Here is a 20,609-nt window from a genome sequence, read left to right as displayed (position 1 = left end):
TGACCATGAAAACGCTCCATCAATCAGAGCGTTGCTACGACCATATGACTTTGCCCGAGATTTGGAGGCAATTGCTGCCAGTTCGCGCGAAGGGACCCTAGCGGAGCTTTTCGCGCAGCTTCCGGGCCAGCTGGTAGGCCCCGTAGCGGAGCTTGTTGACGGGAAGGTCCCAGGTGCCTGGGTAGGCGATTTCCCTGCCTCCGAAGGACTTCTTGAAGGCGGTGAATCCGGCCCACTTGTGGTCGGGCTCGTCCTCCGGGGCCACGCCCCACAGGTCGACGTGCTTGAGCCCCTTGTCCTTGGCATCGGCCATGAGCGTCACGAGCAAGGGAATGCCCGCGCTGAGCTTGCGGTGCGTGTCATCGAGCGCTGCGTGGGCGTAGGTGCGGGTGTCGGCGGAGTCGTACGCCAAGGCGGCCGCAATGGGTTCGCCCTCGAGTTCGGCGATGAACAGCGTGCCGGCACCAGCGGGCATGAGGGAGCGGGCCACCGAACTCAGGTAGTCGTCGCTCTGGGGCTTGAAGCCGTTGCGTGCCGCTGTCATGTGGAGGAAGTCGAGAAGTATCGAGATCTCTGCGGGATCCTGCGAGGACCGGAAGGTGACGCCCTTCTTATGGATGTTGCGGTACAGGTTCCGGTTGGTGGGTTTCATGCCCGCAAGGACGTCTTTGAAGTCGCCGTCCAGATCCACGATCCAGCTCAATTCCGGCTGCTGGTTGGACGGCGCGGGCTGCAGGCCGCGTCCCCCCAGCACCGCAGCGGCGTCGGCCGCTTCAAATCCAGCAGTGACGGGTTCCATCCTCACAAACACCGCCTTGCTGCGGCGCGCAATCGCCACCAGCGCGGCCAGGGCTTCGTCGAAGGCTTCCAACGAGTCGGCCACGGGGCCGTAGGGGGAGTAGATGACCTTTCCAGCCGGGTTCTTTTCCTCCACCGCGAGGAAACGCCACCCCGGACCGGACTCCTCGTGCACGGTGCGGCCGAGGGATCGCTGGAAGGCCGCCCATGCGGGCGTTTGCAGGAAGTACTCCACCCTCTAGTTCCCCAGGCCCGTGGTGACGGCAAAGGCGACGCTGGTTCCCGTTGCGCCGGAAACCGGGTGCACCATCACGGGCTCTTCGGATGCCGGGATGAAGGCACTCCCGCCGCGTTCCACGGCGAGCTCGCTCTTGGGGGAGTCGAGCACCACGGAACCCGAAACCACGACGACGACGGCGGGACCGGCTTGCGCCATCGGCACCGGTTCCGCTCCGGGAGCCAACTCGATGCGCTGGAGCTGGAATTCCTTGAAGGGCGGCACATAGAGATCCTGGCCGAATCCGGAGATCCTGGGCTCGATGCGCGGTACGCCGAGGGAAGCGAATTCGATGGTCTTCAGGAGTTCGGGGACGTCGATGTGCTTGGGGGTGAGGCCGCCACGGAGCACGTTGTCCGAGGCCGCCATCACCTCGACACCGAGGCCTTTCAGGTAGGCGTGGACGTTTCCGCCCGGCAGGTACACCGATTCGCCCGGGGACAGGAAGACGAGGTTCAAGAGCAGGGAAATCAGGACACCGGGATCGCCCGGGAACTCATTGTTGATGTCCATCAAGGTGGAGAGTTCCGCGGCGTGCTGACCCATCGGTGCGCCCGATTTCAGGATGGAAACCACCTGATCGGTGGCGGCGGAGACGGCATCCCCGCCGGTAATCAGCCGGGTGAACGCAGCCTTGAGTGCCGAGGGCTCATCGGGCTCCGAGAGATCCGCGATGACACCGGTGATGACGTCCGGGACGTCGACGGCGGCAAGGTCCAGGAGGGTTGCGAGATGCTCGAAGACACGCTGCGAATCCGCGGCCGGACGGAAACCGCAGAGGGCGTGAAACGGGGTCAGCGCAAAGATCATCTCGGGCTTGTGGTTGTCATCCCGGTAGTTGCGCTCGGGCGCGTCCGCCGCCATGCCTGCGGCATTTTCCTTCGCGTATCCGTCCTTGGCCTGCTGCAAGCGAGGGTGGACCTGCAAGGACAGGGGCTTGTCGGCCGCAAGGAGCTTGGTGAGGAACGGCAAGCGCGGACCGAATTCGGCCACGCTCGTTTCACCGAGGAAATGCACGGGGTCCACCTTGATCAGGGCGTCCAAGGCGACGGACGATCCATCCGGACGGGTGGCCACGGACGGCGAGTCTGGGTGCGCTCCGATCCACAACTCCGCCTCCGGACCGCCCGAGGCGGGCCTTCCCAGCAGAGCGGCGATCGCCGTCGTCGATCCCCATGCGTAGGGGCGGAGAACATTCTCAAGCTGGTACACGGCAGGGGATCCTTGTCATTGCGGGACGGTACATTCGGGATTGCCGGGGATGACCTCTTAACGGCTGCCCGGGCTCTTAACGACTGCTTCGGGCGGAGACGTTCGCGGTGGAGAAGACTTCGGCGACCTTGTCGCGGAGCCGGGCGCCTTTCTCGGTGGCGGTGTTGTTGAGCTCCTGGGCGAATTCGAGCAGTTCGCCGCGAAGCCGCACGGCCAGCTCGTCGGTTCCGGACGCCAGCATGCGCACTGCCAGGAGGCCGGCGTTGCGGGCGCCGCCGATGGACACCGTGGCGACGGGAACACCGGCGGGCATCTGCACGATGGACAGCAAGGAATCCATACCGTCCAGGGTCTTCAGCGGGACCGGGACGCCGATGACGGGCAGCGGGGTGACGGAGGCGAGCATCCCCGGCAAGTGGGCCGCGCCGCCGGCTCCCGCGATGATGACGCGGAGGCCACGTTCATGGGCAGTCTGGCCGTATCGGATCATTTCCGTGGGCATGCGGTGGGCTGAGACGACGTCGGCTTCGAAAGGGATGCCGAATTCTGCCAGGGCGTCCGCCGCGGCTTCCATGACCGGCCAGTCGGAGTCGGAGCCCATGACGAGGCCTATGATCGGGGCGGCGACAGCCGCATCCGCGTTTTCGGCTTCCATGTTCTCTGCGCTCATACGGTCTCCTCGGAGGTGGTTTCGGCCGGCATGCGGCCGTCGCGGATGATGTCGGCCACTACGGTGGCGCGGCGTCGGATGGAGTCGACGTCCGCCGTCGAGTTGCCGACGAGGTTCACGTGCCCGATCTTGCGGCCGGCCCGCACGGACTTGCCGTAGCAGTGGACCTTTGCGGCAGGTTCGTAGGCGAGGGCCTTGGGGTAGGCGCTGAAGAGATCCTGGTTGTCGCCGCCCAGGAAGTTCTTCATGACAACTACTGCGCCGAGCGCGTCGGTGGCACCGAGCGGGAGGTTGAGGACCGCTCGCAAGTGCTGTTCGAACTGGCTCGTGACGGAGCCGTCTTGCGTCCAGTGGCCGGTGTTGTGCGGTCGCATGGCGAGCTCGTTGACCAGGAAGCCGACTCCGACGCCGGGCGTTTCGAAGAGTTCGGCCGCCATGACGCCCGTGACGCCGAGTTCATTGGCGATCCGCAGCGCTGCCTCTTCGGCCGCCGCGGCGACTTCTACGGGAATGTCCTGGGCCGGCGCAATCACTTCGTCGCAAACGCCGTCCACCTGGACGGTGTGGACTACCGGCCAAGCACGGGATTCGCCGTCTGGGGTCCTTGCGACGAGGGCGGAAAGCTCGCGGCTGAAGTCAACCTTCTCTTCCGCGAGCAGCGGGCTCATGGCGTCGAACCAGTCCGTGGTGCTCCGGGCGTCGACGGCGGAATGGACGATGCGCACGCCTTTGCCGTCATAGCCTCCGCGCGGGGTCTTCAAGACGATCGGCCAACCGGTCTGCTCACCGAATGCCACGAGGTCCTCGACGCCGTGGACTGCAGCCCACGCCGGATTGGGGAGCCCCAAGCGGTCGATCGCCGCGCGCATCACCAGTTTGTCCTGCGCGTGCACCAGGGCATCGGGGCCGGGCTGGACGTTGACTCCGGCCTCGATCAAGGCCCGGAGGTGCTCGGTGGGAACGTGTTCGTGGTCGAAGGTCATGACGTCCAAGCCCTCCGAGAACTCAAGAAGGGCCGCGAGGTCCTTGTAGTCGCCAATGGGGGCCGTTGCTACGGCCTGGACTGCGGAAACGTCCTCACCTTCAGCAAGGACCCGGAGTTCAAAGCCGAGAGCGGTTGCGGCCGGGGCCATCATTCGTGCGAGCTGTCCGCCGCCCACCACGCCAATTACAGGAAAAGTCACAAGGTTCAGCCTACCGAACCAGCGGCTGGTTCCCAGATTCTGCTCGCCGCTGGGTCCTTGGAACCCGGCGCGAAGCCGTCGGCACGGAACAAATGGGCAAGCTCCAAGAAATCGGAGCTAAAATGGAGGCTTCGGCCCATCGGCCCCCTAGAACAACGGCCATGGAGGGTCATGATCAACACACTTGCAGATCGCATCCGCGGGCTCGCCTCGCTCTTTTGGCGCGAAGTAGCCAAGTTTGGCGCTGTCGGCGGTGTTGCGTTCGTCATAGATAACGGCTTGACCTACTATCTCATGCACGGCCCGATGTCGGACAGTGAGGCGAAGGCCCGTTTTGTCGGCGCCACCGTGGCCACCGTGTTCTCGTGGATCGCCAACCGTTTCTGGACCTTCCGCCACCGCCGCCAGCAGAACGTGGTGCGCGAGTTCGTGATGTTCATCATCATCAACGGAATTGGTATCGGCATCTCCACCGGCCTCACCGCCATCGCCAAATACGGCATGAACATCCAGGACAAGAACGTCCTCTTCGCCGCCGGAGTCGTCGGCATCCTCGTGGCCACTGTCGTGCGCTTCTTCGCCTACCGCTTCCTGGTCTTCAACAAGGAACTCGACGAAGAGCCCGCCTTCTCGCATGACCACGAGATCATCGAGGCCCACCACAGGGCCAAGGCCAAGGCCATGCATGTTGCCAGCTCCGAGACTGGCTCGGACCAAGGCGAAGACGCGGTCAAGCGCCGCTGACGTGCCTAGGCGCCGCTGACGCGCTCGTTGTCCAGCAGGTGCCGGGTGACGTCGACGTCCGGGTGCACGAGGACCACTGAACCGTCTTTGCTCCACGCGCCCAGTGCGTCCGCGAGGGCCGACTCCAAGCCGTCGGCCGCGCGGACCAGCAGGCGGACGCCGGCGTCGTGTTCCTTGGCGAAGCCGTCCAGCAATTCGCCGTGCGAGTGTCCGGCTTCAGGGCGGCGCAGCGCCGGCAGCGCGGCGTCCGGTTCGGCGTGCGCCATGAACACGTCGCCGTGGGAGCGGACTTCGGCCGCGTAGTCCACGACGCCGGCAGGCAGTTCTCCCGGCCAGCTCATCGCGAGTGCCGCGAGCGCCACGGCGACGACGGCGTCGAAGTCGGCTCCCGCACCGACGTCGGGGGTGTCCGTGACAAGCAGGTCGGCGCTGCCGCCGTCGAGCACCAGTTCCATCCCCAACTGCCATCCGGCCAGCGCCCATACGAGGGACTTCCAATGGGCCGGCAGGTCGAGGCGAAGGCTCATGCCCGGTTCGGCGTCGAACTCGTCCTGGAGTAGGTTGCTGGTCTTGGCCACCCAATTGTCCAGGACCCGTCCCGAGAGCTCCACCCGTTCGGCGTCCGGCCCGTACCAGGTCAGTCGGGGGGATGTGGCGTGTCCGGAGCGCAGGGCTGCCATCAGGTTCATCGCGGGGGTGTTCATGGCTACATCTTGCCACGGGGCGTCCGGCCCGGCGCCGGCGGGTATGACTTGCGCCACACGGGGCCAAGGGCCGGTGACGGCACGGAGCTTGAGGGGCCAAGCAATTTCCCTGAAATTCAATGAAAATACATCTTAAGTGAGTCGAAGCTTCCATTTTTCCGCGGAAGCGCGCGGATGGGGCAAAAAAATCGCGGGCGTGGCGCGGCGGGAGTTAGTGCGGAAAGTTGATTATTATCCCGGCGCGGCTTGACGGCTTGGTAGTTACACGCGTGTAATTAGATATCGAACGCCGCTGCGGGAGTATCGGGTACATAACCGAGTACCGAATGAGCACGGCAGCAGCTGCACACATCAGGAGGGACGCCATGGGGCAAGCGTTGCGTATCCAGGAAGATGCAGTCGTCGCGGAATATGCGTCGGTGAAGTACCGGTCGCGTGAAGTTCCGGGGGATTGGTATGTTGACCCGGCAGATCCGCAGGCGGCGGACCGCTACATAGAGACCACTCGGGAGTCGCTGGAAGACGAGGCAACAGCCTTTCTTGCTGCCCACGAGGCTCTTGTGGGAGGCACGCCGGCAGATCCGGAGGATGATCTCGACGATCCTCCGATGGAGCTGCGCCGTCCGCTCGACAACCCGGCCCAGCCGGTGTGGATCGGGCTTCCGCGCCAGGGGGACTTCGACGACGAAGGCGAACTCGGCTGGCAGACGGACGCCTTGTGCGCCCAGACGGACCCGGAGGCGTTCTTCCCTGAGAAGGGCGGCTCCACGCGGGATGCCAAAAAGGTTTGCGGTGCGTGCAATGTCCGTTCGCAGTGCCTTGAATACGCACTCGCCAATGATGAACGTTTTGGTATCTGGGGCGGGCTCTCCGAGCGTGAACGCCGCAGGCTGAGGAAGCGAGCGGTCTGATTCTCAAGGCAGTACACGTTACCGCCGTCGTCGTCTCGCACGACGGCGGTAACTATCTCCCCAGAACCCTGGCGGCTCTGCTGGACCAGACGCGTCCGGCAGATGCCGCCATTGGCATTGATACGGGCTCCCGCGACAAGTCCGCCGCGTTGCTGCAGCGGGCTCTCGGCAAGGCCAATGTCACCGGCACCGGCGAACACAAAGCAGGTTTCGGTGCGGCCGTCATGGCCGGCCTGGCCCGCTCGGCGCCACCGTCGCGGGAGCCGGGAGCCGTGGAATGGATCTGGTTGTTGCACGACGACGCCGCTCCCGCCCCGGATGCACTCGCCGAACTGCTTCAGGCAGTCGAGCGAGCCCCTTCGGTCACAGTGGCCGGTTGCAAGCAGTTGTCCTGGAACGCGGAACGCAGGCTCGTCGACGCCGGCCTGTCCACGAGCCGCTGGGCCGAACGGCTGACGCTCATCGAAGCCGACGAACTCGACCAGGGCCAATACGACGGGCGCACGGACACTTTCGCGGTGAATTCCGCCGGCATGCTGATCCGCCGCGACGCTTGGGAGCAATTGGGCGGCTTCGACCCCGCGCTTCCCGGAGTGGGAGACGACGTCGATTTCTGTTGGCGCAACTGGCTGGCGGGCAACAGGGTGGTGGTGGTTCCGGCGGCGCGCATGCTCCACGTGGAGAACCGTCCCCACAGCCTGGCGACACCTGCGGCCGCACGCAAGAGCCAAGTCCATTTGAGGCTCACCCACGCTTCGCCGTGGAAGGTTCCGCTGCACGCGCTCGGCGCGTTGCTCGGGAGCATGGTCAGGCTCGTCTTAAGCATCCTGGTCAAAGAACCGGGTCACGGAATTTCCCAGCTTGGCGCGACCGTTGCGGCGCTCGGCCGTCCCGGGGCGATTTGGCGTTCGCGGCGAAACGCCGCCCGGACGCGACGCGTGCCGCGGTCAATGGTCAAGGGCCTGCAGACACCGCGGCGCGAGGTTTGGGCCCATCGACGCTCCCTCGTCGAGGCGATTGGCGCAGACGAATTCCAGGAGACCGACTCCCTGGCTCCGGAACCGAGCGGTGACGCAGGTGACGATTTTGTGGCCCTAGCAACGAATGAGCGGGGTTGGATCGGGACGGGCGCGGTGGCCGCCGCGTTTGTTGCACTGGCTGCCTCCATCGTGGGGCTGCTGGGGCTCCTGGGTGCAAACGGCGTGACGGGCGGCGGCCTCTTGCCGTTGTCCGCCGCAGGCGACATCTGGCGGTCGGCATCCACGTGGTGGATTGGCTTGGGCGCGGGTTTGCCCGGACACGGGGATCCGTTCGCCTACATCCTGTGGCTTGTGTCATTGCTCGGGGGAAGCGATTCCAGCACGGCGATCGTGTGGCTGTTGTTGTTGGCGATGCCACTGTCAGGATTGGGCGCCTGGTTTGCCGCGGGCGCGATGACCAGCTTGCGCCGCTACCGCTTCATGGCGGCGCTGATCTGGGCCGCAGCCCCGGCCCTTCAAGTCGCCGTGAACCAAGGACGGGCCGGCGCCCTCTTGGCCCACGTAGTGATGCCCTTGTTGGTGCTGGCACTCTTCCGGGCCACCGGATCAGCCCTGGGGCGCGGGACTACGCTGGACCAGGTCCAGCAGTCCGGCCGCGCCGCAACCAGGCCGTTGCCGGGCAAACCGGGCGTCAACGGCACTCCGTCGTGGACTGCTGCTGCCGCGGCCGGCCTGGCGCTGGCTGTGGTGACTGCCTCTGCGCCATCCCTGCTTCCTCCCTTTGCCGTCCTCATTGTTTTTTGCGGCATCGCCTTGGGGCGGCGGGGCCGGACCATTTGGTGGTCGCTGCTTCCAAGCGCCGCGCTCTTTGCGCCGTACGTCCTCTCGGCGCTTGAACGGCCCCGCACCATGCTGGCCGATCCTGGCGTCCCGTTGGGATTCGAAGCCGCACCGTTGTGGCAGCAACTGCTTGGCCAACCCTTGAAATTCGACGTCAACGGCGGATTGGCCGGCTTGGCATTATTCGGCCCGTCGGGTATTCCGTGGGCGCTGGCGCTTGCCCTGCTGATCGGCGCGCCGGTCCTGCTCCTGTCCATCGCCGCACTCTTTGTCCCCGGAGGCCGGTCCCGCGTCACGCGTTTCCTCTGGGCCGGAGCCCTTGTGCTCCTCGCCTGGGCATGGCTCGCCGGACACGTCGCAACCGGAGTCGACGGCAACCTGCTCGTCGCGCCATTCACGGGTCCGGCAGTTTCCGCGGCCGGGTTCGCGTTCCTGGGAGCGGCGCTGATCGGCGCCGATAACCTCCTCCACCTGAAGGCCAAGGCGGAAGACGGCCGCCCGGTCCAGCGCGCGGCAGTGCGCATCGTCTCCGCTGTAGCGACGCTTCTCCTTATTGCCGGACCCCTGGCAAGCATGGGCCTCTGGGCAACCCAGAATGTCCTGGCCGGCCCAGACAGCCCGCCCTCGGCTAGCGGCGCGCTGGGCACGCCGCGACTGGTCCAGCCCGCAGGTCCCGGCACGTTGCCGGCCACGGCCGTTGACCACGGCCAGGGCCCGGAACAGACCCGCACGCTGGTCATCACCGCCGGTGAGAACGGTGGCTACACGTCGTCCCTCATGCGCGGAGCCGGAACTACTTTGGACTCGCTCTCGACTGTCGCTGCCGGACGTTCCATTGTGGGATCACCCGGGCAGGAACGCCTCGTGGCCGACGACGACGCTACCGCGTCCATCCGGAACGCCGTAGCCACGATTGTCGCGGGAACAGGGGTTGACCCGCGGCCCGCCCTTGAGCAGCTTGGCGCAGGATTCGTGGTTCTGAAGTCAGCCGACACCGCCGCACCGTTGACGGCCAACCGGATCGATTCCGTGCCCGGCCTGGTGGCTGTGGGCAAAACCGATTCCGGGTGGCTGTGGCGGGTCACGCCGCTCAACCAGGCCGCCGCGGCCGACGCCGAAACGGCACACCGTGTCAGGGTGGTGGACGCAAAAGGTGCCGTCGTTGCGCTCTTGCCTTCCCTTGGATCCTCTGCCACCGGCAACATCCCGGCGGGCGGGGACGGTCGCCTGGTGGTGCTCGCTGAGCGGGCAGATGCCGGTTGGAGCGCTTGGTTGGATGGCCGCCAACTGAGCCCGACGACGTCCGGATGGGCCCAAGCATTCACCTTGCCGTCCGCGGGCGGCCAGATCGAGATCCGCTATACCACCGTGTGGGAGCCTTGGCTCAGCATTTTGCAGGCCGTGGTGATTGGATTGACCGTCCTTCTGGCCATCCCCATGCCCGCCCGCAGGCCGAAAGCCGGCCTCCTGAAGGAACAAAACTCCCTCCGTAAGGAGTACAGCAGTGTCTGACAACCAAGGACCGGCAGCCGAGCCCGGAGCGGGGTCGAGGAAGCGCGGCCAGCGCAAAGCCCACAACCAGAGCAAAGGCCAGAACAAGAACAAGGCCGTTGTGTTGGGAGCGCTTTCCGCGACGTTGCTCCTTGCTGCTGGGGCCGGGATGGTGTCGGCAGCCTCGATCCTGCCGTCGCCGTCGGGAAGCAAAACGCTGGACATGACCCTCGCGGATGTCCCGGCGGGCAGGACAGCCGCAGTGTGTCCGGCACCTCCCCATCTCGCCGAGGGAACGAGCGCGGGCACCGACAGCCAGTTCAGCCCTGTTTCGCGTTCGGCAAAGAGCTTCCTGGACGCGGTGGTGCTCAGCGACGCCGGCGGATCCGTTCCCGGGAGCAACCTCGCCTCGCTGGGTGGTTCTGCAATCGCCGATATTGCCAAGCCTCCCGCCGCCGCCCCAGCCCCTGCGTCCGGGCCGCCCGTGCTGAATGCCGGCGTCGTGGCCCAGCGGCCTGCGGGCGACGTCACCGTGGTGGGCGCCGATCCCATCAGCGGTCAGAAGGCCGCGGTAGCGGGCCTGATGAGCTACACCGCGAGCGACGGCGACCTCCGCGGACTGGCGGCCGCACCCTGCCAGCAGCCGGTCAATGATGCATGGCTCCTTGGAGCGAACACTGCACTCGGGCGAACGGCGGTCTTGAACATCAGCAATGCCTCGGGCACCCCGGCTACCGTCAATCTCGAGCTGTTCGGCGCCCATGGGCAGATCCAAGCCCCGGACAGCCGAGGCTTGCTGGTTTCGCCGGGAGCTACCCGGTCCATCAATTTGGCCGGACTGGCCCCGAACGAGGGTCAGCTCTCGGTGCATTTGCGCAGCAGCGGCGGCCCGGTCGCGGCAACCATCCAGCAAAGCGTCCTCCGGGGCCTCACCGCCGGTGGCGTCGAGGTCATCACTCCAGGTGCCGGCGCCGCCGATTCCCAGGTCATGACCGGGGTGGACGTCCAGGACCCGGCCGCCGTGAAGTCACTCGCGGACAAGCCCGGTTTTGCCGACGTCGTTCCGGCCCTGCAGATCACCGTTCCCGGTCCTGTGGACGCCGTCGTGGACGTGCGCTTGTACGGGCCGAACGGCCAGCGCGCTTTGCCCGGCGGGGGAGCCGTGACCGCGAAGGCGGGTTCGGTCACCGAAGTGCCGCTCGCGGGCGTCCCGGCCGGTATGTATACCGTCAGCGCTACCTCGGATGTTTCCTTCGCAGCTTCCTCCCGCGTAACGCGGGGGCTCAAGGCGGAGGACCCCGTTGACTTCGCCTGGTCTCCGGCTGCGGTCCGTTTGGGCAGCCAGCATGTGATGGCGGTACCCCAAGGAGGGACCCGTTTCCTCAGCTTCGGTGTGCCGACGGGACGGGCCACTGTCAGTTACACGCCGGTCACCTCGGACGGCAAGGTACACAAGGCGCAAACGGTCGACATCGCCGGAGGGACCACCGCGGTCATCGGCGTTCCGGACAAGTCCGACGGCGCGGCGGTTTCGGGCTACATCGTGTCGGCGGCAGGGGATGCGGCCTACGGCGCGCTCGTCCTCGGCCAGGGCGATCAACCAGGCGTTTCGGTCCTGACCATCCAGGATGGCGCTGCGGGCCACGAAAAAGTGCAGGTCACGCTCGGTTACTGATACCGGCGGCGGTACACGGGGTCCAGGGTCTCCGGCGGCACTCCGAGCATCTCGGCGGTGTACTCGACGACGACGTCGTGCACCAGGTCCTGGAGGTCCTCGCGGCCGCCGGTGGTGTGCTCGACGACGCGCCGATAGATGGTGATGACGGGGCCCGCGCCGCGGGCTGCCGGGGTGTACGAGCCCAGCGGTGCAGCGGTGCCTTGTGCCACCAGTTCCTCAAGGTTCGGCGGGATCTCGTCCACCGCGAACGCGACGCCGTCGAGCCGTTTGCCCCACATATCCTGCAGCCGTTCAGCGGAATCGAGCACGAGGTCGTCGAACCTTTCGGCGCGCGTCCGGTAGCCGGGAAGGTTGGGAAGGATGATTTCGCCGCGCAAGCCCCGCCCGTGGCGGTTCCTGCGGCGCTCCCTGAAGCCGCGTGCGGACGTGCCCGCCGTCGTCGTTTCCTGGCTGTCCCCGGTGCCGGACAAATGGACTGTGAAGCCCGGAACGTGGTGCTGTGACTGCATATATCGACTCTAGACCCGTGATTCCGCCAACGCGACATAATGCGCGCAAAGGGGCAATGCACCGCGCCGCGGGGAAGTGCGGCTAATCTGGGATGTTGTGGGTGCAATTCGTCAGTGTTCCAGATCAGCTTGCCGCCAATCCGCGGTGGCTACTTTGACGTACGTCTATGCCGAGTCCACGGCGGTGCTTGGTCCGTTGGCCACGTATGCCGAGCCGCATTCCTACGATCTGTGTGCGCAGCATGCCGAGTCGCTGACCGTACCGAGGGGCTGGGAAGTCATGCGGCTCGCCATGCCGTCCTCACCGCCCCAGCCGGGGCCGGACGATCTCCTTGCCCTGGCGAATGCAGTGCGGGAAGCCGCATCGGCGCCTGCCGCGCCGGAACAGCGCACAGTCCGGGCCCCCTTTGACGGACCGGCCCCCGTGGAGGGAACAAGGCGCCACCTGCGTATCCTGCGCGATCCGTCCTGAACCCGGACGACAGCAACCACGCGTCCATTGCCTCCGTGTACCGCCGCGTGTGTCGCCCAATGTGTCGCGGCTCCCTGAGCGACAAGCATTGTGACACCGTGTGCAGCGCCGCTGGGTTGTACTCTGGAAGCTGCCATATCTGTCCAAAGCGGCGTCCGCGAGATGCCATCCAGGGAGCTTCAACCATGCCAAAGGTCAGTCCTGAATTGTTGTCCATCCTGCGGTGCCCTGTCACCGGGTCCCCGCTGGAGCAGGACGGCGAGGAACTTGTCTCGACGGCCGGGTCCGCCTCGGGTGAGAAGCTCCGCTATGCAATCCAGGACGGAATCCCCTTGCTCCTGCCCCCGGAGCTGCTGGCCGCCGCCAACGCCGCGGCCTCAGACCAGCACGACGCAGGCCAGCACGACGCCTGAGCCCCCCTGACTCGACCATTCGGTACTTCCAAAGGACTTCCATGACTTTCGACTACAAGGTTGCAGACATCTCCCTGGCCGAAGCCGGGCGCCACCAGATTCGCCTGGCAGAGCACGAAATGCCGGGCCTCATGTCGCTGCGCGCCGAGTTCGGTCCAAGCCAGCCGCTCAAGGGGGCGCGTATTGCCGGGTCCCTGCACATGACCGTGCAGACCGCGGTGCTCATCGAGACGCTGACGGCCCTCGGCGCGGAGGTGCGGTGGGCCTCGTGCAACATCTTTTCCACCCAGGACGAGGCAGCGGCCGCCGTTGTCGTCGGCAAGGGAACTGTCGAGGATCCCCGGGGTGTTCCCGTGTTCGCCTGGAAGGGCGAGACCCTCGACGAATACTGGTGGACCGCCGAGCAGATCCTCACCTGGCCGGGCGCGGACGCCAACCCTGAGCTTGGGCCCAACATGATCCTCGACGACGGCGGAGACGCCACGCTGCTGGTCCACAAAGGCGTCGAATTCGAAGCAGCCGGCGCGGTGCCGACCGCCACGGAGAATGATCCCGAAGAGTATGCGCTGGTCCTCGACGTGCTGCGGAAGAGCCTTGCCGCCGACCCGAAGAAGTGGACCCGCATCGCCGCCGGGATCCGTGGCGTGAGCGAAGAAACCACCACGGGCGTGCACCGGCTCTACCAGCTCGCCGAACAGGGCAAGCTGCTGTTCCCGGCCATCAACGTCAACGACTCGGTGACCAAGAGCAAATTCGATAACAAGTACGGCATCCGCCACTCCCTGCCGGACGGCCTCAACCGCGCCACGGATGTCCTGATGGGCGGAAAGGTCGCCGTCGTCTGCGGCTATGGCGACGTCGGCAAGGGCGCCGCAGAGGCGCTCCGCGGCCAGGGTTCGCGCGTGATCGTGACGGAGATCGACCCCATCTGCGCGCTCCAGGCAGCAATGGACGGGTACCAGGTGGCCAAGCTGGATTCCGTGTTGGAACAGGGCGACATCTTCATCACGACTACGGGCAACAAGGACGTCATCATGGCCTCCGACATGCTCCGCATGAAGAACAAGGCGATCGTGGGCAACATCGGCCACTTCGACAACGAGATCGACATGGCCGGACTGGCAAAGGTCCCCGGCGTGCACAAGGTGGAAATCAAGCCGCAGGTCCACGAGTGGGTGTTCGCCGCAGCCGACGGCCGCGAGGAGCGTTCGATCATCGTGCTTTCCGAAGGCCGCCTCCTGAACCTGGGCAACGCCACGGGCCACCCCTCGTTCGTTATGAGCAACTCCTTCGCGAACCAGACGATCGCCCAGATCGAGCTGTGGACCAAGAGGGACCAGCCCGAGGCCGAGCGCGAATACTCGAACCAGGTCCATGTCCTGCCCAAGATCCTCGATGAGAAGGTTGCCCGCCTGCACCTGGATGCTTTGGGCGTGGAACTGACCGAGCTCAGCAAGGAACAGGCGGAATACCTGGACCTTGACGTTGCCGGGCCGTACAAGCCGGAACACTACCGGTACTAAGAACACTGGCTGGGGGCACGCCGGAAGGCGGGCTCCCAGCCAATATCAAGCCGCGCCCCTTAGGATGCGGCTGTGGGGCGTGAGTTTTATTGGGGGGCGTGAGTTTTGGAGAAAAAAGGAATGGGCCTTAATCCCGACGGCGAGCAAGCGGACACTTTCGAGCAAGTGGACGCTGCGAGGCTCTTCGACACCGAGCAGGACGGCGGCAGTGCCCGGCACTTGGATGCTGGGCACTTGGACGCTGGGCACATGGATGCTGGGCCGACGAAGCGAAGCAGGTTCCGCAAAGTCGCCTGGATCGTGGTTGTCTGCCTCATTGCCGCGCTCAGCGGCACGTTCGCCGCAGTGGCCCCGCATGCGGCGAGTGCGGCAATCGAGTCCGAGGGATCATCAGGTGAACGCAGCGAGGCCGCGGCGGTGCTGCCCGTCGTGAAGCCTGCCACGGTGGTTGCCTCGCCAGCGAGCGGAGCCAAGCAGGTGAACCCGGCCGCGCCTGTCACTATCAGCGTCAAGGACGGAACCCTGGACAGGGTCTCCCTGACGAGCGCTCAAGGCAAGACCGTTGATGGTGCGTTGACCCCGGATGGACTGAGCTGGACGGCATCCACTCCGCTCGAATTCAACTCCTCCTACACCTTCAATTACACCGTTGCCGATGCGGCCGGTCGCGCAACGTCGAAGACCGGATCCTTCACGACGGTCTCCACGCAGAACGAGGCCGACGCCGCCATGTACCCCCTGGACGGGGCGAAGGTGGGCGTGGCGCAGCCGCTCCAGCTCACGTTCAGCGAACCGGTCGTCAACAAGGCCGCTGTCGAGAAGGCCATCAAGGTCACCTCCACGTCGGGCCAGGTGGGGGCCTTCCACTGGTTCAGCGACACCATGGTGCGCTACCGTCCGGAGAACTTCTGGGCAGCGAACAGCACCGTCACCGTGGATCTCAAGCTGTTCGGGGTGGACTTCGGCAACGGCCAGATCGGCAACTTCAACAAGACGAACACCTTCAAGATCGGCGACAAGAAGGTGGCGGTGGCCGACGCGGTTGCCCACACGTTCACGGTCAGTATCAACGACCAGCAAGTGGGCCAGTGGCCGGACACCATGGGCGACACCAGGTTCCCTTCCGCGCGCGGCTACTTGGTCCTTATGGAGAAGTACCGGGTGGAGCACATGGACGCCTCCACCATCGGCCTTAAGCCGGGGGATCCGGCCTACTACGGACAGCTTGACGTCAACTACGCGACGCGCCTGACGCCCAGCGGCGAGTTCATCCACCAGGCCACCGACTCGGCCTTGCCGTACATCGGCGTCACGAACCTCTCCCACGGCTGCATCGGATTGGGACCTGACGGCGCGAAATGGGTGTTCGACAACATGACGACCGGAGACGTCGTCCAAGTGGTCAATACCCAGGGTGACTACGCCAACTACGACGACGGCTTTGGCGACTGGAACATCCCCTGGGCCCAATACGCCAACTGACCCAATACGCCGACTGACCCAATACGCCGACTGACCCAGTACGCCAACTGATAGGGCGCGCCTGAGCGCACTGCCCCGGACGCATCGGAACCCCCGGTAGACTTGGCGGGTCAGTCTTGGGGGCTGGCTTTCTGCCGGGGGATGTGGAGTTGCACTGTGGCGTCGCAAAGGAAAAGCAAGACCGGGAAGATTCTCGGAATCATGGGGATATGTGCCGGCGTTGCGGTCGGAGGAATCGGTGTTGCAACCGCCCCGAACTGGCTGCAAACGGCGGTCGAATCAGAAGCGGGATCTCCGCAACGCACGGATGCCGGGTTGGCGTCCGCTGTCGTCAAGGCAGTGGAACTGGGAATCACGCCCCTTGACGGCGCCCGCGAAGTGAATCCCGCCGTCGGGCCTTCCGTGAAGGCGGTACACGGCACGCTGAAGGACGTTGAACTCGTCCCGGCCAAGGGCGGAAAGGCCATCACGGGAAGCATCAGTTCCGATGGCAGCACCTGGTCCACGCTGGATCCCTTGGCGTTCAACACCGAGTACCGTTATGGCTTCACTGTTGTTGACGGCGCGGGCCGGGAAACCCGGAAGACGCAATCCTTCAGCACAGTATCCACGCCCAACGAGGCCAATGCCTTGGTGTTCCCCAACGACGGTTCCGTCATGGGTTCGGGGCAACCCATCGAAATCAACTTCAGCGAGCCTGTGGCGGATAAAGCCGCCATGGAACAGGCCGTGAAGATCGGCGTTTCCTCTGGCCAGGAAGTGGCCTGGCGCTGGTACTCGGACCGCAAAGTGCGGATCCGCCCGGAGACCTTCTGGGCGGCCAACACGAGCGTCACAGTGGACATGCCTTTGTTCGGCAAGGATTTCGGCAACGGAATGATCGGCAACTCCAACGTCAAGGCAGTGTTCACGACCGGTCCGCAGCGGATAGCGGTAGTGGACGACGCCACCAAGACCATGAAGGTGTATTTCGACGGCGCACTCGTCAAGACAGCTCCCGTCACCCTTGGCAGCCCGGACTGGCTCTCGCCCACCGGATACGCCGTGATCATGGAGCAGGAACGCCACTCCAAATTCAACGCCGGCAGCATCGGACTCAAACCCGGTGACAAGGGCTACTACGCACCGCTCGTCGTCGAGCACGCCAACCGGCTCACGAACTCAGGGGTCTACGTTCACCAAGCGCTTCCATCGGCTTACGGGGCCGTCGGCGCATACAACGTCTCGCACGGCTGCGTTGGCCTGCTCCCGGCCGATGCCGCGTGGTTCTTCAACAACATGCGTACGGGGGATGTGGTGCAGGTACTGAACACCGGAGCCCCCGCGGTTGAACCGCTTGAAGGCTTCGGGGACTGGAACATCGCCTGGGCCGGCTACGCGAAGCGCTAAGCCCTGCCGGGACGTGGAGGCAGTTGTGCCCGACTGCGTTGCGCACCGTGCGTGCCGCGCGCTTTGCTAGCGCGTGAACGGGAGCCTGTTGAGCCGGTCGCCCATAACGGCGCTGCGTTGTTCAGCGCGACGCAGCCGTTCCAGATCCCGGTTTCGCCGCTCGCCCAACACTGCGTTCAGGTAGCCTTCCGGCGTCGTTCCGGGCGGCGGAGGTGGAGCGACGTAAGCCGCCAGCTCGCTTGCAAGGGCCGCGGCCAGGCGGGCGCGTGAGTCCGGAGCCATCCGCCAGGCCTGCTGGATGAACTGTGAGGCCCGCCTCGCCGTCCCGTCGGGAACCCTGCCGATATCGGCGAGCGCCACCCAAGCCTGCAGGTGCGGAGGCGCGAAGGGGAGAATTTTGGGTTCGGCAGGAACGCGCTGCCTGAGCGCATAGGTTCCTGCCACGACGTCCCCGAGCCTCTTCGACTTGTCATTGAACAGTGCCACGGCAATGGCCAATCCGCCGAACGTCGCATAGATCTCCAGGAACCCGATCAAGCCGCGGATCACCGCGTGCCGGAAACGGATGGATCCGCCGTCGTCGCGCACGATCCTGAGCCCGGTAGCCAGCTTGCCCAGAGAACGGCCACGGCTCAGCGTTTCCACCGCCACGGGGACCACCACGAGGCACAGCACCCCACTGGACAAAACCATCGCGTTGCCCGCGGCCACGTCCACATTAGGTGCCGCCATACCGATCAGGAACAACAGGCCCACCAGCAACACGACGTGAACCAGGACATCGAGCATGAGCCCAAGGGCCCTCGCCCCGAACGATGCCGGCCGCAGTTCAAGGACTACGGCCTCGCCGGTAATGATAGAACTCAAGCCCGCCCCCAAGCATTGCCACGACCTCCGCAGGACCGGACGGCTCCCGCTGGATCGAGTCTAACCGCGGCCGCCGATGCGGAGGAGGGCTTTGCGTGGATGTGGGACTGTTTGGGGAGGGTGGGGATTAGGGTAGAGCCGTGGACATGGATGCCTTCTCCGTGGTGAACGGGACCAAATGGGCCCGCTTGCACGAGCTCGCGCACAAACGACGCCTGGACGGCGGCGAAGCCGACGAGCTGCTGCGTTTGTACCAAGTGGTGTCATCACACCTGTCCCTCATCCGGTCCGTGGCCCCGGAGAGCGCACTCTCCGCCTCCTTGTCGGCGGCCCTCGCCCAGGCCCGCACGCGCTTCACCGGGGCACGATCGAATTTCATGGAAGACCTCGCCCGCTTTTTCGTGGTGTCCCTGCCAGCCGCGTTCTACCGATTGCGGTGGCTCACTGTCTGGTGCGGGGTTTTCTTCTGCCTTGTGGCCGGTGCCTACACGTTCTGGATCGGAACGTCCCCGGATGCCTTGAGGGCCCTCGGAAGCAGCAACGCCGTGAAGCAATACGTCGACCACGACTTCGTTGACTACTACTCCGAGAACCCTGCTGCATCCTTCGCCGGCGCGGTCTGGACCAACAATGCCTGGATAGGGGCGCAGGCCGTGGCCTTGGGCATCACCGGATTCTGGGTACCCTACATGCTGTTCGGGAATGCCCAGGGCTTGGGAGTTGCCGCTGGCGTGTTTGCCGCCACCGGCAAGATGGACGTGTTTTTCAGCTACATCCTCCCGCACGGCCTCATGGAGTTGACGGCTGTGTTCATCGCCTCCGCGGGCGGTCTCCGCATTTTCTGGGCGATGGTTTCACCGGGTCCGAGGCGCAGGATGCAGGCAGTCGCGGAAGAAGGCCGTTCCCTGATCACCGTGGCCCTGGGCCTGGTGCTTGTCCTGTTCGTTTCCGGACTCGTCGAGGCCTTCGTCACGCCGAGCCCGCTTCCCGTGTGGGCCAAGATCCTGATCGGTTCGCTCGTTCTCGCGGCATACTGGATCTATGCCTTGGTGCTGGGCGGGCGGGCATTCCGCGCCGGCGCCACGGGTGACCTGGACGCAAACGACGCCGGATACCGGGAGATTGCCGCCTGACGGCACCCGGGTCCGGCCGCAATCCGACGTCCGCCGGGGTGGCTCATCGTCTCTCCGCGAGGGCTGACGGTAGGCTCGATGGCAGAGAAGATTGCCAGCGGACCGTTCCTGCTCCGGCATGTGAATCCTACGGAAGTGAAATCCAAGTGACCGAGAAGAGCCCGATCCCCAAAGATCCGGACGCGGATATCCACGACGACGGCGACGAGCCGGCCTTCGAATGGATGAAGCCCGCGGCCAAGTCCGCAGCCACTGATGCACGTCCGGCCGGGGCCCCTGACGGAGCCCGGGACTCTTTGAGCACACGGGAGCCCGAAGGGGGCAGACCGGGAGACGGCGCCGTGGGAGCGGCAACCGCAGGCGAAGCGGCACGGCCTCCCGCAGGACCGTCCGTCGCAGGACCTCCCGTCGCAGGACAACAGGCGGAGAGCCGGGCTGACCGCAAAGCCGCCGAGGCTGCGGAGGCCGGACAGGAACCAGCCCTCTTCGCGGAGCCCTTGCCGACATCGGCCCTTCAGGTCCGCCCCCCGGAAGCCGAAGTGGAACGCCGCAACCACGAGCGGGAGCAGGCCGCCAACGCCAAGCCGCTGGCCCCGCGCATTTTCCAGGTCCTGCTGGCCGTCTTCTACCCGGTGGTCCTCCTGGTGCTGGCAATCCGCGCCGTGGCGAGCCCGCTGTTCTTGTGGGTGGAGTACTACCGGCCGGGATTCCCTGGCGACGGCTACGGCTTCAACGCCGATGACCGGATGACTTATGGGTCCTACGCCCTGGACTATCTCAGCAACTGGTCCGGTCCACGCTACTTGGGCGAGCTCGTCAACCAGAACGGCGAGAAGCTGTTCAAGGAAGGCGAAGTTTCCCACATGGCCGACGTCAAGACCGTGATGCTCTCCGCATTCGGTGCCGGCGCGCTCATGATCATCATCGGCATCATCGCCATGCTCTATCTGCGCAAGCGAAGCACGGGCGGAATCCGCCGCGGAATGTTTGCCGGTTCGATCGTCACTTTGGTGCTCATCCTTGGACTGGGCACGCTTGCGGCCTTGGGCTGGCAGCAGTTCTTCACGGACTTCCACCACATTTTCTTCGCCAACGGCACCTGGACATTTGCGCTCGACGACACGCTGATCCGCTTGTTCCCGGGGCAATATTGGATGGACTCCGGGATTGCGATCGGTGCATTGGTCTTCATCACGGCCCTGCTGACACTCATCTTCACCTGGCCTACCCGCCGTCGTCGCGGACTTGCACCCAAGAACCAAGCTGCTGCGGAACACAGCGCGGATGCGGACCCGGAGGTCCGCGCGGAAGCCGGCACGCCGGAGAAGTAGC

The 20,609-nt window shown here is 65.4% G+C and carries 18 protein-coding genes; 11 read left to right on the top strand and 7 right to left on the bottom strand.

Going from position 1 to position 20,609, the window contains the following annotated elements; translation table 11 throughout:
- Positions 1-97 precede the first annotated feature (97 nt).
- The 4 genes from QRN51_RS10940 to QRN51_RS10925 form a co-directional block, all read right to left on the bottom strand.
- Positions 98-1,033 (bottom strand): lipid II:glycine glycyltransferase FemX, encoded by a 936-nt coding sequence (locus QRN51_RS10940; protein ID WP_284989859.1) that lies wholly within the window; start codon positions 1,031-1,033, stop codon positions 98-100.
- 3 nt (positions 1,034-1,036) lie between these two features.
- Positions 1,037-2,287: a mannose-6-phosphate isomerase, class I gene (gene manA / locus QRN51_RS10935; protein WP_284989858.1), complete on the bottom strand. Its 1,251-nt coding sequence runs from the start codon at positions 2,285-2,287 to the stop codon at positions 1,037-1,039.
- Between the two features lie 76 nt (positions 2,288-2,363).
- A complete protein-coding gene (gene purE, locus QRN51_RS10930) occupies positions 2,364-2,957 on the bottom strand; it encodes a 5-(carboxyamino)imidazole ribonucleotide mutase (protein ID WP_284989856.1) in 594 nt (197 codons plus the stop codon).
- Positions 2,954-4,141, bottom strand: coding sequence for a 5-(carboxyamino)imidazole ribonucleotide synthase (locus tag QRN51_RS10925; RefSeq protein ID WP_284989855.1), 1,188 nt, complete (start codon positions 4,139-4,141; stop codon positions 2,954-2,956). Before QRN51_RS10925 ends, purE begins: the two co-directional genes overlap by 4 nt.
- A gap of 171 nt (positions 4,142-4,312) precedes the next feature.
- Here QRN51_RS10925 and QRN51_RS10920 point away from each other — a divergent pair, with 171 nt between their 5' ends.
- Positions 4,313-4,885 carry a GtrA family protein gene (locus QRN51_RS10920; protein WP_284989853.1) on the top strand — a complete coding sequence of 191 codons (573 nt, stop codon included), beginning with the start codon at positions 4,313-4,315 and terminating at the stop codon, positions 4,883-4,885.
- Between the two features lie 5 nt (positions 4,886-4,890).
- Here QRN51_RS10920 and QRN51_RS10915 read toward each other — a convergent pair whose 3' ends face one another.
- A complete protein-coding gene (locus QRN51_RS10915) occupies positions 4,891-5,589 on the bottom strand; it encodes a TIGR03089 family protein (RefSeq protein WP_284989851.1) in 699 nt (232 codons plus the stop codon).
- A gap of 365 nt (positions 5,590-5,954) precedes the next feature.
- Between QRN51_RS10915 and QRN51_RS10910 the strand changes: the two genes are divergently transcribed.
- From QRN51_RS10910 to QRN51_RS10900, 3 genes are read left to right on the top strand one after another with little or no spacing between them, the layout of a single operon-like run.
- Positions 5,955-6,500, top strand: a complete 546-nt coding sequence (locus tag QRN51_RS10910) for a WhiB family transcriptional regulator (protein ID WP_084784377.1) — start codon at positions 5,955-5,957, stop codon at positions 6,498-6,500.
- Positions 6,500-9,832, top strand: coding sequence for a glycosyltransferase family 2 protein (locus QRN51_RS10905; protein ID WP_284989873.1), 3,333 nt, complete (start codon positions 6,500-6,502; stop codon positions 9,830-9,832). The genes QRN51_RS10910 and QRN51_RS10905 overlap by 1 nt, the downstream gene beginning before the upstream one ends.
- The gene (locus QRN51_RS10900; protein WP_284989849.1) at positions 9,825-11,486 is read left to right on the top strand and encodes a DUF5719 family protein; all 1,662 of its coding nucleotides are present in this window, start codon (positions 9,825-9,827) and stop codon (positions 11,484-11,486) included. The genes QRN51_RS10905 and QRN51_RS10900 overlap by 8 nt, the downstream gene beginning before the upstream one ends.
- On the opposite strand, the gene QRN51_RS10895 is transcribed toward QRN51_RS10900, so the two are convergent.
- Entirely contained in the window at positions 11,480-11,998 is a 519-nt protein-coding gene (locus tag QRN51_RS10895; protein WP_284989848.1) for a metallopeptidase family protein, read from the bottom strand. The genes QRN51_RS10900 and QRN51_RS10895 overlap by 7 nt on opposite strands.
- A gap of 97 nt (positions 11,999-12,095) precedes the next feature.
- Here QRN51_RS10895 and QRN51_RS10890 point away from each other — a divergent pair, with 97 nt between their 5' ends.
- From QRN51_RS10890 to QRN51_RS10870, 5 genes are all read left to right on the top strand, one after another.
- Positions 12,096-12,470 carry a DUF3499 domain-containing protein gene (locus QRN51_RS10890; protein WP_284752499.1) on the top strand — a complete coding sequence of 125 codons (375 nt, stop codon included), beginning with the start codon at positions 12,096-12,098 and terminating at the stop codon, positions 12,468-12,470.
- Positions 12,471-12,655: 185 nt separating this feature from the next.
- The gene (locus tag QRN51_RS10885) at positions 12,656-12,883 is read left to right on the top strand and encodes a Trm112 family protein (protein WP_284989847.1); all 228 of its coding nucleotides are present in this window, start codon (positions 12,656-12,658) and stop codon (positions 12,881-12,883) included.
- A 41-nt stretch (positions 12,884-12,924) separates the two neighbouring features.
- Positions 12,925-14,406 carry an adenosylhomocysteinase gene (ahcY, locus tag QRN51_RS10880; protein WP_284989846.1) on the top strand — a complete coding sequence of 494 codons (1,482 nt, stop codon included), beginning with the start codon at positions 12,925-12,927 and terminating at the stop codon, positions 14,404-14,406.
- Positions 14,407-14,655: 249 nt separating this feature from the next.
- Positions 14,656-15,888 (top strand): L,D-transpeptidase, encoded by a 1,233-nt coding sequence (locus QRN51_RS10875; protein ID WP_284989871.1) that lies wholly within the window; start codon positions 14,656-14,658, stop codon positions 15,886-15,888.
- A 156-nt stretch (positions 15,889-16,044) separates the two neighbouring features.
- Positions 16,045-17,277, top strand: a complete 1,233-nt coding sequence (locus QRN51_RS10870; RefSeq protein WP_284989845.1) for a L,D-transpeptidase — start codon at positions 16,045-16,047, stop codon at positions 17,275-17,277.
- Positions 17,278-17,343: 66 nt separating this feature from the next.
- Here QRN51_RS10870 and QRN51_RS10865 read toward each other — a convergent pair whose 3' ends face one another.
- Entirely contained in the window at positions 17,344-18,144 is an 801-nt protein-coding gene (locus QRN51_RS10865) for an RDD family protein (RefSeq protein ID WP_284989843.1), read from the bottom strand.
- 140 nt (positions 18,145-18,284) lie between these two features.
- On the opposite strand from QRN51_RS10865, the gene QRN51_RS10860 reads away from it, so the two are divergent.
- Both QRN51_RS10860 and QRN51_RS10855 read left to right on the top strand, forming a co-directional pair.
- Positions 18,285-19,277: a stage II sporulation protein M gene (locus tag QRN51_RS10860; protein ID WP_284989842.1), complete on the top strand. Its 993-nt coding sequence runs from the start codon at positions 18,285-18,287 to the stop codon at positions 19,275-19,277.
- Positions 19,278-19,423: 146 nt separating this feature from the next.
- Positions 19,424-20,608, top strand: a complete 1,185-nt coding sequence (locus QRN51_RS10855) for a TIGR01906 family membrane protein (protein ID WP_284989841.1) — start codon at positions 19,424-19,426, stop codon at positions 20,606-20,608.
- Position 20,609 lies beyond the last annotated feature (1 nt).

It is taken from the genome of Arthrobacter sp. efr-133-TYG-120 (genome assembly GCF_030209785.1).
In the GTDB taxonomy this organism is placed as follows: Bacteria; Actinomycetota; Actinomycetes; order Actinomycetales; family Micrococcaceae; genus Arthrobacter.
This window is presented reverse-complemented; position numbering and strand designations above follow the sequence as displayed.